At 48.7% G+C, this 14,737-nt stretch carries 10 protein-coding genes; all 10 read right to left on the bottom strand.

Translation table 11 applies throughout. The annotated features are described in order from the left end of the window. Positions 1-33 precede the first annotated feature (33 nt). Positions 34-1,905 carry a UvrD-helicase domain-containing protein gene (locus tag HNR65_RS11865; protein ID WP_181551720.1) on the bottom strand — a complete coding sequence of 624 codons (1,872 nt, stop codon included), beginning with the start codon at positions 1,903-1,905 and terminating at the stop codon, positions 34-36. Then, on the bottom strand, positions 1,902-3,890 hold the full coding sequence (locus HNR65_RS11860; protein WP_181551719.1) for an ATP-dependent nuclease: 1,989 nt from the start codon (positions 3,888-3,890) through the stop codon (positions 1,902-1,904). Before HNR65_RS11860 ends, HNR65_RS11865 begins: the two co-directional genes overlap by 4 nt. A 235-nt stretch (positions 3,891-4,125) precedes the next feature. Continuing rightward, positions 4,126-5,199, bottom strand: coding sequence for a UvrD-helicase domain-containing protein (locus tag HNR65_RS11855; protein WP_181551718.1), 1,074 nt, complete (start codon positions 5,197-5,199; stop codon positions 4,126-4,128). Between the two features lie 3 nt (positions 5,200-5,202). Beyond that, positions 5,203-6,804: an ATP-dependent nuclease gene (locus tag HNR65_RS11850; RefSeq protein ID WP_181551717.1), complete on the bottom strand. Its 1,602-nt coding sequence runs from the start codon at positions 6,802-6,804 to the stop codon at positions 5,203-5,205. Between the two features lie 134 nt (positions 6,805-6,938). Further along, the gene (locus HNR65_RS11845) at positions 6,939-7,916 is read right to left on the bottom strand and encodes a DUF2971 domain-containing protein (RefSeq protein WP_181551716.1); all 978 of its coding nucleotides are present in this window, start codon (positions 7,914-7,916) and stop codon (positions 6,939-6,941) included. A gap of 125 nt (positions 7,917-8,041) precedes the next feature. Continuing rightward, positions 8,042-8,578: a DUF6933 domain-containing protein gene (locus HNR65_RS11840; protein ID WP_181551715.1), complete on the bottom strand. Its 537-nt coding sequence runs from the start codon at positions 8,576-8,578 to the stop codon at positions 8,042-8,044. Positions 8,579-8,581: 3 nt separating this feature from the next. Continuing rightward, positions 8,582-8,866 carry an integration host factor subunit alpha gene (locus HNR65_RS11835; RefSeq protein ID WP_181551714.1) on the bottom strand — a complete coding sequence of 95 codons (285 nt, stop codon included), beginning with the start codon at positions 8,864-8,866 and terminating at the stop codon, positions 8,582-8,584. A gap of 818 nt (positions 8,867-9,684) precedes the next feature. Further along, positions 9,685-11,202: a Fic family protein gene (locus HNR65_RS11830; RefSeq protein WP_181551713.1), complete on the bottom strand. Its 1,518-nt coding sequence runs from the start codon at positions 11,200-11,202 to the stop codon at positions 9,685-9,687. A gap of 669 nt (positions 11,203-11,871) precedes the next feature. Next, positions 11,872-13,410, bottom strand: a complete 1,539-nt coding sequence (locus tag HNR65_RS11825) for a B12-binding domain-containing radical SAM protein (RefSeq protein ID WP_181551712.1) — start codon at positions 13,408-13,410, stop codon at positions 11,872-11,874. 1 nt (position 13,411) lies between these two features. Further along, positions 13,412-14,737 carry a B12 lower ligand biosynthesis radical SAM protein BzaD gene (gene bzaD / locus HNR65_RS11820; RefSeq protein ID WP_181551711.1) on the bottom strand — a complete coding sequence of 442 codons (1,326 nt, stop codon included), beginning with the start codon at positions 14,735-14,737 and terminating at the stop codon, positions 13,412-13,414.

The following is a 14,737-nucleotide window of genomic DNA, read 5'->3' as shown; positions in this document are numbered from 1 at the left end:
ATGGGATAAAGCTCAATGAATTTCCCAATAACCTTAATCAACACTTTTCACGCCAGAACCTCCGCAGAAATCGATGCGCCTAACTCCAGCGGGGGCAAGAAGGTTTTCAATCCAAACTACAGGCTGGCCGCGTTCATTGCACAACGTGAAGAATCCCCTTTGTTTTGCCCGGGTAAAGGCCACGAAGAATGAGTTTAGCTCCTCCATACGGTCTGGCCTGAGGCTCCACCAAGTTTGATTGTCGAGACCATAGAAGATGATGGTATGAAATTCGAGGCCCTTGCTCTTATGGATTGTCATGAGCGCTGTATGATTTAGCCCCTCGAATTTGTCAAGAGCATCTGACCATGTTTCAGCGTCCTCGAGGCACTCCCGAAGGAGCAACAAGAACCCTTTCCAAATGCGATCAAAATCAGTCTGACGCTGGTAGGCAGGAAATGCTCGGCGCAGAACCTGAGTCCCGACAAAATCGAGGGCCGCTCCTGCGGATCCAGTTTCAGAGTTCGGTATGGGATCAAGGCTCCGCAATTTCCGTCGAAACTTACGGACAAACTTTTCAAGACGCTGCTGCAATCGTCTCAACCCTGCTTCATCGGAGGAATTAACGGCTTCGAGAAACTGTAAGTCGCGCAGGGCGGCGTTCCAGTTTTCAGGGCTTTTTTCTGTCGCTCCAAGCCGCAAGAGGCGCATGAGTATCTGCGTCAGATCCTCACTAAGTAAATCCTGTATCGCGATGTCCCCCACATTGCGGGCTACGTTTCGTAGCCTGAGACCATGCGCTTCGAATGCAGGCGAAAGCTGGCTTTCCACTACATCAGCACGCATACGCACAAGTATTGCTACATCATGCTGCTCAATATTTTCTGCCTGCACCTCGCGCTCAATCCACTGCGCGAGGCAATTGCTTTCCTCATTTTCCCCCGCAAACTCCCAGATCGCTGCAACGTCACCGTCAACCAATCGTTCGACGCGGGCTTCGGGTTCCTCTACTGTGGAATCGATCCTGGTAGCGATGACGTGCTGAATCCTGACAAGATCCTCATGCGAACGCCAGTTGGAGACCAACGAGATCCGTTTCGCACCGAACTGCCGCTCGAACTGGTCGAAAGCGTCTGGCATTGCACCTGCCCATACCATAATGCGCTGTTTGTCATCCCCTACGGCTGTAAAGATGGCGTCGCTTCCATCAAACGCGGTACGAAGAAGTTGAAATTGGGAAAAGGTTGTGTCCTGAAACTCATCGAGAAACACGATAGAATATGTGAGACGCAAGGCTTTGAGGATTTCCGGGTTCTCCCGAAGCAGCAATTCAACAAGCCGATTAAGCATTGGAAACGACAGAGATACATAGGTGTAGTCGTTATATTGGGACTGCCAATATAGCGCGACTGCACGTTGAAGTTCCGGTCCATTATCCGCCACTGGTAATTGTATCCTGGCTATCGCACGCTCAAGCTGCTGAGCGTTAACTCCTCGAATGTTATAAGTATCCAAAAAATATTCGTATTCCAGCCTACGCGGCATTACGATTCGATAGTTAGCTGGAGGTCTATAGGGTTCTGGAATCGCCGCGCGAAATCGGTCCACCAGGCTTTTCGAGAATGCATCGAAGGTATAGGAATCGAACCGCCGAGCTTGCTCAGCTGGACAACGCTTTGCTACCCGTTCTGCAAGATTGTAGGCTGCATCGCGCTTGAAACTTATGGCAAGTATGCGTTTCGGCGTAGAGCACAAACCGGTCTGGAGAAGATAGGTTGCCTTTTGCGCCAAAAACTCAGTTTTTCCCGCACCCGCCCCCGCAGTAACAAGGACACTTTGCGCCGTCTGCCGTAAGGCGGCCCATGCACGCGGTTCAAGCTCAGTAACTCCCTGAGGTTCCCATTCATCTGGGCGCAGGAGGCTCATTCATTGTTCTCCTCTAAGTCGAGCTTTTTCTTCAAATGCTCGATTAACGCTACCAGCTCAGGAGGGGCATTTTTGGCTAGGTCATCATCTTCAACGCGGGCGAGCGCAGCGATATGCATATCCGGCTTGCTCCGGTTCAGAAACAAATACGGATACCACTTGAACTCCTCTTTGTAGTCTTCATCGTACAGCTCGGGATCACCGTTGGTTTTCAAAGTTACCTTTTTTTTGTCATCAATCGCATCGGCGCCGCCCCGCGGCCCCCGACCTCCGGGGTGTGGGCGTTGATAGGCGCCTGGAAAAGCATGGAGCATCGCAAAATCGATATCAAGCGGAAATGAGAAGAATATTCCTTCCTGCCTCAGGGCCTTTAACCAATCATTGTCCTCGTCTTCATCCATTAGTTCATAGTCATCTATGGCATCCACTCCGTCAGGATCGATTTTGCCAGCTTCGACTATCGCGTTATCACCGAGATCATTATCAAACTCTTTCAGCTTGGCGACCAAATCGGCGATCAGGGCCCCGCCACCGTGCGCTCTTCCAAGGTCAAGGTCAAGCAGGGTCGCGTGTGGGATACCGAGACTGTTGAGAAGCCTCCAGAAATGGCTGACATATCTTCCACCCAAAGGCACAATCGGCACGAAGGATGGATCAAGTTGAATGCCCATGGCTTGAGCAATCCTTGGAATTACAAGGCGCTCGGAGTCTCCCTCGCCAAGAATCACGAAACGAGCGAAGTAAAGTTCCGGGTAGGCCCTGACGGCAAGTCGGACATATTGGCTGGCTTCTATGTCGTCTTTCGGTAGCTTGAGTCGTTTGACAAAAGCACGCCGCGTATCTCGTTTGAGCCGAAAATAACGCACCTCCTTTGGCTCTATGCGGCTGAGAATCGCAGGAGAATGACTTGATAGAGCAACTTGCGCAGATGACATTGCGCCAACTTCCCGGACTTGCGAGAGGATGCGGGAGAGAAAGAAGGGCGAAAGGCTATTTTCGGGTTCTTCTATCGCAAGCAATGTGAGGCTTGTACGCCGTAACTTCTCTTGATCGAATGCACTCTCCTCGGAAGGCTGTGCGAACAAGTCCTTCTCGACCTCCAATGTAGCTGCCGTGAGCGCGATATGGAAAAGCGAGCGCTGACCATCGCTGAGATCCGAGAGCTCGCGCTCCTGGTTTGCCTCGTCGGGAAAAAAGGCGAATTCTGCCTTTCGGACCAGTTCTTCAAATCGACTTTCGATAAGGCGTAGGAACGGCGTGGAATCCGTATCCGCTTCGTGGACCTGCTTCCATCGCCTGGAAAGGCGTTCACTTACAAAACGAGTGGGATCCTCGCGCCAGAACTGTCGCTGAATCTCTTGGGCGGTTTCCTCGCTGCGGTCCCTAAACTGATCGGACCATTTTGCGGCCTGCCACAGACGACCCTTGAGCAAAGCGTTCACCTTCCCCGCAGCATCACGGGTAGCCGGGACATAAATAAGCTGGATGGCGCCTCGTTCCATGGCCTGTACTCGATTGCAATCGTCCCACTCGAAATCGTCATCGAGCGTAGTTATCCACCTTAAATCTTCCTCAATGTTGCCTTCCGGCGTGCCATCGTCGGTCCAAGTTGCTTGCAGCCGCATTCTTGCCTTAAGCGTTGAGCCTGGAGCGGAAGCAGCCATCTGTCGAAAAAATTCTGGAACCGCTTCTTCGGCTGCATCTTCATCCAACCATTTCAGCTCCGGAAAAGAGAAGAGAACCTCGATCGACAGGGTTGTCCCCGACTGAAGATCCTGCTGATTGACTGGTAGATGAAAGTCCTGACGTCGCACTCTTCGCTGCGAAGGCGTAATACCAAAAAGACGAGATAATGCTTGGAAGACGGCTGTTTTACCGCTGCCATTGTTACCAACGAACGCAGTGACACAATTTTCCATTTTGATCTTACACCATCCCGGCCCAAAGCAGCGAAAATTCTTTATTAAAACCTTCTCGATTTTCATTATTCAAAGCCCTCAACCTTCCTATTCCAATTAGAAGCGGAGATGCAGGAGGAATTTGGTTAACTCCATGCTTGCAAAGCCGCAGGTATAACCTGGCCGAATTCGCTATAACATGCAGAGTCGGCCCTTGGCGAGAAATGCTCAATATGATCCTCTTCTTGGTTAATAATGGCTCCTTGTCGTCCCAGCGCCAGCGGAGTGACCGTCAGGTGAACCGCCTTGTTCTCTGGGCATACTATTTAGGCTTCCAATACGGGAGCCGTGACTGCCCTGGATTATCAACTACGATTGCCACGCTCTGTTCAGCGCGTGTCACTGCTACATAAAATTTCGCTGCCGGAATCGGATTCAAATAGATACCAGATTGCAAAAATTGCCTAATACCTGCTGTTGGTACAATAAGTACCCTTTTGCAAGATGTGCCCTTTGCAAGCCGGAAATTCGTGTAATTAAGATCGAAAGCTTTTCCAGAGTTAGCACTATCCCTAAGGCACTTTGGTCGGAAACGGTCCACATACTCTTGAACATGTTCTTGCCTTAATAGGAAAACACCATCATGATCAGTTATTCTTTTGTTTACTGACTCAGTGGGAGGAAACGACCAACTTGAATTGAAAATAGTATCAGAAAACTCAGCTATTTTGGGGTGGCAACGCCAGGTAGTTGTGCAATAAGAAACATTAAGTATCCCGCGTACCTCGCGTTCTCGGAACCACTTTAAAGCGTCAGCATAAGCGTACTTCTTGTTCTTCGGGCTGCGAGGATTAGTGGAAAGCACCGCCTGCCTTATGTCACCGACCATTCTAACTTCAAGCGAGGAATTAAGAAGTATGTCAATAATCTCCCAATCATGACTACTGAGGTCCTGAATCTCATCGATCAGGATTAAGTCGTAAATACATTCCAGTCGACGCAATAGTGCGCCATGGGATGCTTCTACCAGCTCATGTGATAAACGAGCCAGTTCACATGCGTATGCTGATCCACTTTGGTCAAGAAAACGCCGTAATCCCTTAGCCATTCTGTATGGTCGGCCATCAAAATTAAAGCCATGAATCCTCTCTCCTGTGAATTTAAAGGGTAGGAACGGGCGGGCGAAATCCCGCAATAGAAACATGAACCAACCCATTACCAAAATGCCAGAGTGATCACCTGCATCTTTAGCAATACGATTGCGCAGTTCAGCTTGGTTATTTTGAGTGAACGTCACTACCAAAGCTCTATAGTCCTTTTGTAGCGATGCACAGTGCTCCACGATGCTTTGGGTCTTACCTGACCCTGCTACTGCAATTTTAAGATAATTAGCCATGGTTCAGCCATGTATAAAAGAAGTTGCGTCGAGCATGTATTGTGGTGGAATAATAGATTTTTGAGCACTTGCAATACGAAGAGCAGCCTCTGTCTTCTCTCGCTTCATCCAAGTTGACAGGTTGGCATTTTCGCTGATACCAAGAACCTCCCTAAGCGCCATCTCTCCGTTATAAAACAATAATTGAGGCTCGAGAGTCCCGCCGTGGTCCTTCTTACCAATGAAAAACTCCCGTCTTCCTTCTACCAGAAACTCCTCAAGCGGTTTAGTCAACTCGTCTGGTTCAGCACCGTCATTGTCGCGTATAGCAGCCACATACTTATCGAGAGCTGCGCATAGTTCCAGACACCGATGAAATGACAGGCCATGCAAGCTGATCACGTCAATTCCCAATTCCATCGGTCGATAACCATATTTATCTCGAAAAATGCGCTCGAAGATAATCTCATCTGAAGGGCCTTCGACAAGAACAATCTTGTTCGAAAGAACCATTCGAAGGGTATCGTATCCTGGAAGCTTCTGAAAGTACCTAACTGTACTCTCTTCCATTTCATCGATTTTATACGGATTACTGCCGCCGAGAAGATGGAGGCTATTTAAACCCATGCGGTTAATAACAAAAGAACTATGAGTAGTAATAAATAACTGTTGATGCTCCCCTGCGAGTGACTCCATACGTTGTAGGAGAGTTGTGAGACTAGTATAAGTTAGGTGATTCTCAGGCTCTTCTATCATTACAAAAGCTGCGCTCTCAGAATGACGGCTCATTGCCAATGAGATCTTTATTGCAGCTTGCTGCCCCTGCCCCGCCATTGAGAAAGGCACATTGTTGACATGCGGAGTTACTGCACCTTCCCATGAAGTACGTGCGCTTTGATCCATGGATAGTGAAATAGGCTGATCATGCAGTGATGCATGCATTTCTGCCATCCGGTCGTTGACACTCTTAAGAACGCTATTTGATAATGACGCTTTGATTTCACGATATGCAACTGAAATCGCTGCGCGCTCTGCGGGCTTAAGGCCATCATTGAGAATATAACGCATATGATAATCGACACCTGTGGTAGATCTTACCGTTCTTGAGTCTATAATTGCAGTCGCTAAATGCTTTGGACGGCTTGTGATTACAGTATCAGCGAATGAGCGCCAATCGATCTTATAATATTCTACAGGAAGGAGGTTCGAAGGGCGCTTTGCCCACTCTTCAAGCTCGTCAGCATACTCTGGATCGGGAAACACTCGCATTGCAGTGCCTGGGCAAGCATTCGTCGGAACATCAGAATTAATTGCCCCACACAACTGTTGCAGTTCATCACAATCCTCAAAAAACAACTCGATGCAGATCTCGGGCCAAGTTACGCGCTTACCGGCGGTACGACTTCGGACGAACTTTTCTACTATTTCGATGTTGAACCAATAAGGGTTAAGTTCTTCAGCTGCTGTACGTCCGTTAATACGCCCAGTAAGTGCAAGAGCGATTGCTTCCGTCAGAGTCGATTTGCCGCTTTCATTCGAGCCAACGATGAGGTTGAGGCGGGGATTTGGCCTAAATGTGAAATTTTTGTACTTGCGATAACCTTGTATTTTAACCTTTGTTATCAAAGCTCACCCCATTGTTGCATTGACTTTCTTATGGAATTAGTTAAATGTCATGCCAAAAATGCCCAACGGCTAAGTTGAGCGGCCGCTGGATGCAGTGCGAAACGGCGCTTTCAGCGGTCCGCTTGAACGATTAGTTAAGAGCTTGTTCTTTCGCCTCTTCCCGTACGTTCTATAGAATACTGATCCCTAGAGATTTGCATCTGAATCACTGGAAAGCCCTTCTTCGACGCAATATCTTTTATTCGTTTCACGTCTTCTTCTGACATTTTGGCGCCCAAGTACACCGCGCCAGGACAACCTACATGATAGACTTGCCCCTTCGTCTCATCTCCAATCGGCAGAACGAATCTCCATTCCCTTTCGTAGGACCAGTCGTTGGCTTTATGGGTAGCAGCCATCACGCCAAAGAGGTTATTGAAGTCCTGTCCTTGAATTGATTGAATTATGTGTTGGGTAGCATCAAAAAGCTCGTTCTCATAGATGACCGGATACAAGACCCTCCTAAGTTTTCCTCTTGGCGGCCAGCGGTTGACATCATACTCTATACAAAAACCTGTATGTTTATTCGCGTAATGCGCCCACATTACGGGTGAGTCCTTGCGCTCACTAAATGAACACACTTTCGTTCCAGTTTGTGCGTCCCGATTAATCTTCTGAAATTGCTCGACATTTATTTCTCGGAAAGCTTCCATCAACAATTCAACAGCGTCATCATGTTTTTTAAGTTTTTGGCCGTCGTGTTTTTCCAGAAGCGCGTAGGCAAACGTTCGGAGTGGGTCATTTGAGGCTTTTGCTTCTTCAATTTCTTCAACACTAAGATTTTCTTCGACGTGCGTTTTCTTAAGAACTTCATCTATAGAAGTTGGTCTCATAGCGCGGCTTAAGGCCTCAAAGTCGACTTTGGTGCAGCACTCAAAAGGATCGTTGTAATAGGCTGCCGAACTAAGCCATACCGTGTCCTCGTCAAGATTCTTTAATGAATACTCATCTACCTTTCTGAACCTGTAGATGCGTGAGGGAAGATGTGCCTCCTTGAGCTCCATAGCGCGCTCAATTCCGGAGCGCGTTATGGTCGGAGCTTCCATTATCCCCATAAAATCATCTTTCCACATAGCCTAATACCCAAGTCCTTTTAAAAAGAAATATACTTCGCCCTTTGCTTCATATTACCAAACACCAAGCGCGTGCTTTCTGTATAATTCAAACTGGTTATTTAGCATTGCCAAGGGGCAATATATCATTTTTCCAATCCCTCAAGAAACTTCTTCAACTCATAGATACTGAAAATCTCATCAATCGCACTCATCGGTATCTGATTTATATAGTGGTTCAGTTTGCCAATGTCTACGTTCAAAGGTCCACCCTCAGCTGATATCTGATATTTGGCATGAAACACCAGCTCATTCATAGACCCCAGGACACTGCGATTATTGGTTTTGGTGAATTCAATATTACGGTTGTCTTCAAGGAAAAATTCAATATGTTTCTGCGGGAGCCCCTCTGCTAACAGGCTTTTAAAAAGTCTTTGCCTGAAAATCTCTTCGAAATTTTGAAAGTCAGGCTTTGTCAGTCCGGGAACGATAAAGGAGTACAATGTTCTGTCGTGACTGAAGATAGCGCATTTTCTGCGCTCAACCAGAAAAATATTGGCATGCCAGCTATTCAGGTCATTAGGCGTTTGTGAGAGCTCGCCATTTTTGGCCTTTAATTCTGACAGCAGTTTTTTAGTGCACCGGATTATTGCCATAATCGGGAATTCCTGAATTGGATTCATTTCCTATTCCGCCCGATTAAGCCGCCTTCTCAGTTTTCCGGACCATTTAAAAGTTACCACTCTCCGGGCATCCAAAAACATATCATCATCGGTTGCCGGGTTTCTTCCTCTCCTGGGGCCCTTATTTTTGACCTGAAATTTCCCGAACCCGGAGACAAGAACGTCTTCACCGTTTTCAAGGCTGTTTTTTATAATTTCCAGGAGGATTTTGAAATATTCAGCAGATTCTTTCTTGGAAAATCCAAGCTCTGTGATTTGCGCGATAATTTCATTTTTTGTCAGGGTCATACGGTCTCCTGGTATGAATGGTGAACTTTTATCGGTTTCCTGGAAATGTTTGACAGGGTTTGTTATCACCTCATGGTTTTCATACCGTGTTAAGAACGAAGATTTTCTTTCGAAGAATCAGCAATAACCGGGACAACAAAAATATGTAGATTGTCTTCATGATACAGATATCCCGGAACTTGTCAATTAAAACTTGATTTTATAGGGGTTTATGAGGCACAAAGGAAAATACAGGATGGCTTTTCATCCGGTTTGGAGGGCTGGTAACTGGTCTGGTAGAATCCTGGTACTTTTTTTAAAAATTAGCTGAATTTTTTGAACTCATTGAACCTATTGAAGGAAAGAAAAATCTGTATAATTGGCTGATTTTAAAGGTAAAGCCACGCGTATCAATGTTTCTGGTAGAATGGGCCCGGGAAAATTCGACTCCCGCCGCCTCCACCATTTAGAAAAGACAAACCCGTCTCTCCGGGGTCATTCTCCGGGGTGACGGGTTTTCTTTTTCCCCTTGTATTAAAAGGGTTTCGGCCGTTTTGACATCTTTCCGGGACCTCTCTCCAGCCACCCGATTCTCTCCATTCTCCCCACGTTCGTTCTCTGTTTGGGCCGGTATTCTCTGTTTTCTTCGGACAGGGTCCGACGAGCGTCCGGTTACAGATATCCTTTCAGATTAAGCTTTTATCCAAATGACGGTATTTTGGGGTTGTGCTAAGATATCAAATGGTCGGGTCAAACCACCCGTTTTCACAAACTAAAAGTCTTTCGCAGGTTTCGGGAAGTGATATTTATTCGGATTTCCAGTGCCCCGGAATCAATCATCATCCCCCCTCAGGTCGGTTATAGCCGTCTTTCACGGCCTGTTCCATGGCCGCCAGTTCTTCATCGGTCAGGAAATCAAAGTGAGCGGATCTTTTTCTTGCGGAAATGCTGCCGTTGTTCTGCAGGCACAACTGGATGAACAAGTCGATCAGGCGGTCAGGCATATCAATGATATCCTGTATCGCCTTCTTTGTATTGTCGTAGTTGGCCAGAAAGCTGAGTTCTTCCACAAGCTCTTCTTCAATCGTTTTGGTTACAAACTCGTACAAGGCTTCTGACTGAGCTGTCATATCCATATACTGATACCAGCATGCAGTATCGTTCTCGACGGTCATTTGTCCCATTTCGTCCAGCTGATAATCGATGAGTTGAAGCAATGGCCGGGAGAAGGCTTCCAGTGATGCATCGTAATCTGCCGGATTTTTGAGCATGACAGCTGAAACCGGGAACATCAGCCCGCGTGGCACCAATTCCTGCAACGACAGGATGTTGTGTATCAGAAACCGATGGATTCGTCCGTTCCCATCCTCAAATGGATGCAAGAACACAAAGCCATAGGCGATAGCCGCTGCATGAATGACCGGGGATACATTTCCCGCTTTCATCCGCTTATGGCAATCGATTAAGCCCTCCATCAGACTTTGCAGATCATCAGGTTTTGGACAAATGAAATGTATGATCTCCTTTTGATAGGCAACCGTCTGTCCGACATAATTCTGACTCACCCGAAAGTCGCTATCCTTGAAACGTGGATCAACGATGCGGTTCTGCAGCTCTATCAATCTTTCCTTTTCACAGAAGTCTTCCTTTTCAGCAAGCTTCAGCGATGTGATGAATTTTTCAGTTCTGGAGGCGTTGGGCTTGATATGCTCAATTTCAAAGGATGACTTTGTTTCCTTGTTGTAGAGGTAGCTCAGTGCCCGGCGAAGCAGTTCCGGTGGATATGCGGTGACGATATCCTCGCACCTTTTGCGCAGGTCGGATGAATCCAGTTTGGCAAGCTTTTCGGTTCGTCTTACGACAGGACAAAACGATTTGGGACCAAGGAGGTTATTCACAATGCGGTGGCGTGAAGATTTCTCCCCGTTCTGAACGGTGTAATAATCTTTGGCCTCCAATGCATCGACATAATTTCCGGAATTCAGGTCATCGACGGGCAGTTGCGTTCCGGTCAGAAGCTCATAGAAGAACCAGATTCTCCGAGCATACTTTCCGGTAGGTTTGGATTTGATGTACTCGGTGAGCTCATCCTGAGAAACCTTTTCGAAGATTCGAGCCAGCAGGCCCAGATTGACCCCGTCATATTTCAGCGCGAATTCAAGATGATCACCGACCTTTTCCCCGGGCCAATATTGGGCCCTGAAAACTTCTTCAACAAACCCATCCTGAATTTTTGAATAGTGAGTGCCCGTAGTGGAAACCGACGAACTGTGCCAGTTAGGCATACCTGCGATTGCAAATTTTTCCAGCAAGTATGCGTAACCTGCCAGTCGAAAATCAAAAACGTTTATTTCCATGGGCAAACCTCACAAAATTATTATTTCCCTGAAAATATAGTTACATAGCTTGAATTGTCAACAAAAATAATTATAATTAGCTTGTCATCAGAAAAAATAATTACATCATCAGGTGGTGCGGTTGAAATTTGGGATATCTCTGTAAAAATCATTATTCCGCTGCGAAAACAATTATAAATCGGCCACTGGCTGCAAAAACAATTACAAAGGCCGCCGGTGTAGAAAGATCTTTCTGCAATGCAGAATGTCCAAAGAGCACCTTTCTACAGCACAACTCACTGATATTTACGATGTTACGCGGCAAGCGCAGAAAGTGTAGAAAGGTTTCAAAGGTTACTCCCCCTTACTGTTCATTTTTTTCAAATAAAGAAGAGATTTTGAATCCTGATTATAGCAAAGAAAGCAGACAATGATAGATTAAAATGGCTGGTGTTGATCCCGCCAGGGTTCATATCAGGAAATTTTGAAACAGCAATCCCGGCGGATGCAGAACCCGTAAAATAACAGTTGATGAACGGCAAAAAAAGCTGCATACTGGCGTATGGCGGGCATTTACGCCGACACGGGCTGTAAGACCCCACTGGCCTCCACCCGGTGGCCAAACGCGGAAAGCAGGACTTCCGGAGCCGGGACGGCTTTCTCCTTTCCTTTTCTGGTTCGTGTGATGACTTAAGCGCAGCCTTTGCCGGGGGCGGCCGATAAGCCGCAGCCATCCTCGTTTCTGATAAACTGTTCAAACACGGCCCCTATTTCAGCTTTTACTTTATCGATGGCTTCTGCGGCCGCTGTATCGTCCATGGCATCACCGGCTTCCAGGCGGCTCAGGCTCTTTTCAAAGCAGCCGACCAGCAACTGGTTGATGGCCTGGTATAGGTCGGCGGCATTGGCCGGTTCCGTAAGCCTTCCCTGCCACACCTCATCGACTTTGACGAAAAAATAGTTGGTGACCCGGGCCATAATTGCCGACAGGCGGGCTACTTCCGGCACCTTGAAATCGGTTTCACTCTCATAGGTGGTGGCCTTGAGATTCAGCCGTCCCTGCTGCTGGAGATTGCGGTAGGCGGGGGTTCCCTGAAGCACAATCTGGGGGTGGTAAAGCACATTTGCGGTTATAAAGATATTTTTCAGGAGGTCATTGCGCCTGAGAAACTCAAAATTGGTTCGAATATCGGCCAGGGAGGAATCCGGCTCAAACATTATAAAGCCGACATTGGGCTCAATGCCGTTTTGGCGCAGGATTTGAAGCGCCCTCTCATTTTGCGCCACCGTGGTCAGCTTGTTAAGCCGCTTCAGGGATTCATCGCGGCCGCTTTCCAGCCCAACAAGGATTTGCTCCAGGCCGGCCTCCACCAGCGCAGAAATTGTCTGCTGGTGGATATCATTGACCCGGCCCTCAATGCCGAAGCAAATGTTTCTGTCCTTGAGCAGCGCCGCCAGCTTCAGTGAACGCCGCTGCCCCATCTGGCCCGGGCCGAAGAAGTTGGGGTCGGTGAAGTAGAACTTCTTTGATCCGTATTTGTCTATTATGCTGTCAATCTCCCGGATGATGCGCTCCGGACTTTTTGGACGCCAGCGGGAGTCATCCCCGTAATAGGGATTGATGTAGCAAAAGACGCACCTCCCGTAGCAGCCGCGGCTGCCCTCTATATTTACCTCGCCCATACGCATCATGGCCTCGGTGCGGACGGGGTCGGGCAGCGCATCCAGATCCGCTATCGGCTCACGGCGGAGCATGTTTATGCCTCCGCGGCTGTCCCGCCAGGCCATACCTGCCACCGGCTTTCCGGTTTCCAGCCACTCGGCGAAGGTTTGCTCCGGCTCACCCACCAGCAGCCCGTCAAACTCCGGGCAGAACGCCAGGATTTCCTGGCAGGCAAAGGTGGGGTAGTAGCCGTAGCCGACTATTTTATCTACCAGCCCTTTGCTCTTCAATCGCCTGATAAAGGTATACAGCTGCTGGTTGTCCTCCCAGTTATAGACCATATGGACACCCATCACTGCCGGCTTGAAAGATACGACTTTTTCATAAATATCATTGTAGTTCAGCCCGTCCAAAAACCCTTCAACGATGCTGATTTGGTGTCCCCGGCTTTGCAGCATCCCGGCAACAGAGCCGGTAATCAGGCTGGAAGCCAGCGGGGTGTTGGCGATGTCGTTGCAGCGGCATGAGGCAATCTGCCGCGGGTGCTCCAGAAGCAAAATTTTCATCTTAAGTTGTCACTTTCTGCCACATCAGCACATTCCTTGTGGCGTGCTCGATTTCCAGTTCATACCTGAGTGTCTGGTACTTGCCGGGATTGTAGTAGACCGGGTATAACAGGTCTGTATTTTCATCTATCTCGCCCTGGTCCCTGGCGATAGCTTCAATGGGTGTTCCCGGCATAATGCGGATATTGTTGAGCACAATGGCGCCCAGGTTTCGCTTTGGGGTGTGGATGGCGTATAGCCGCTCTATCAGCGCCTTGCCCTGTCGAATCGTCTCTTTGTTTTCACCAGGCACATTGGCCAGGAAGTGATAGACGGCCACTATATTGGTCTGTGCTGTCAGCTCTGCGGCCCTGATGATATCAGAGACTTCCAGCTTCTTTTCCAGCACCTTTAGCGAGCCTGTGCAGAGGCCGTCCGGGGAGAAAGAAAAGCAATTCAGGCCTGACTTTTCATAGAGCCTGACCTTTTCGGCGTCCAGTACATCTTCGCGGAAAAAGCCGGTCCAATTGATCTGCAATCCTCTTTTCAGAATCTCCTGGCAGATTTCCTCCAGATGGCCAACCGGCAGGTTGACCACCGGATCGTTGAAATGAAAAACGCGCAGGCCATATTTTTTTTGAAGCATTTCTATCTCGTCGACCACATCGGCCGGAGGTCGGCAGCGTACAGCCCTGCCCTGCAGCCGGGGATAGACGCAGTAGACGCAGCTTAAGGGGCAGCCCCGCTTGGTCTCTATGCCAAAGACCGGCGCGTAGCTGTTGATGCCGCCATACGTCTCAGGAGACAGCAGGCTGCGGTCAGGGACGATATAGTCTTCAAATCTGAAGTCCCTGGACGGCGGGTTGACCACCACCCGGCCATCCCGCCGGCTGCACAGGCCGGGCAGGTCGCCCGGCCGGTCAAAGCTGTCCAGGAGCCCGGGGAGAGAATGCTCGGCTTCCCCCTGTATACCATACCGGATTTCAGGAACCTCCTCCATAATACGCTGGGGAAAAAGCGAAAAACCGCTCCCGCCGGCTATGACAGGGGTGTCTGGCAGCAGTGCGTGTATCATTCGCACGGCCACCACAAAGGGCGGGAACAGGGAACTGGTCTTGTTGGCCAGCGGGTCTATATTCCGCAGCGATATTGCCGCCACATCCGGTCTTTGCGCCAGCAGCTTATCCTTTAAAGCGCCGTATGCATCGCTTTCTATGTTCATATCCACCATCGCCACCCGGTGTCCGGCCCGCGTCAGGTGTGTCGCCAGGGTGACAAGGCCGAGCGGATAGACACGCTCCGAGCTCGCACTCTCAACAGATGGTGCCTGTACCAAAAGAACTTTCAT

This window comes from Desulfosalsimonas propionicica, assembly GCF_013761005.1.
Classification (GTDB): domain Bacteria; phylum Desulfobacterota; class Desulfobacteria; order Desulfobacterales; family Desulfosalsimonadaceae; genus Desulfosalsimonas; species Desulfosalsimonas propionicica.
This window is presented reverse-complemented; position numbering and strand designations above follow the sequence as displayed.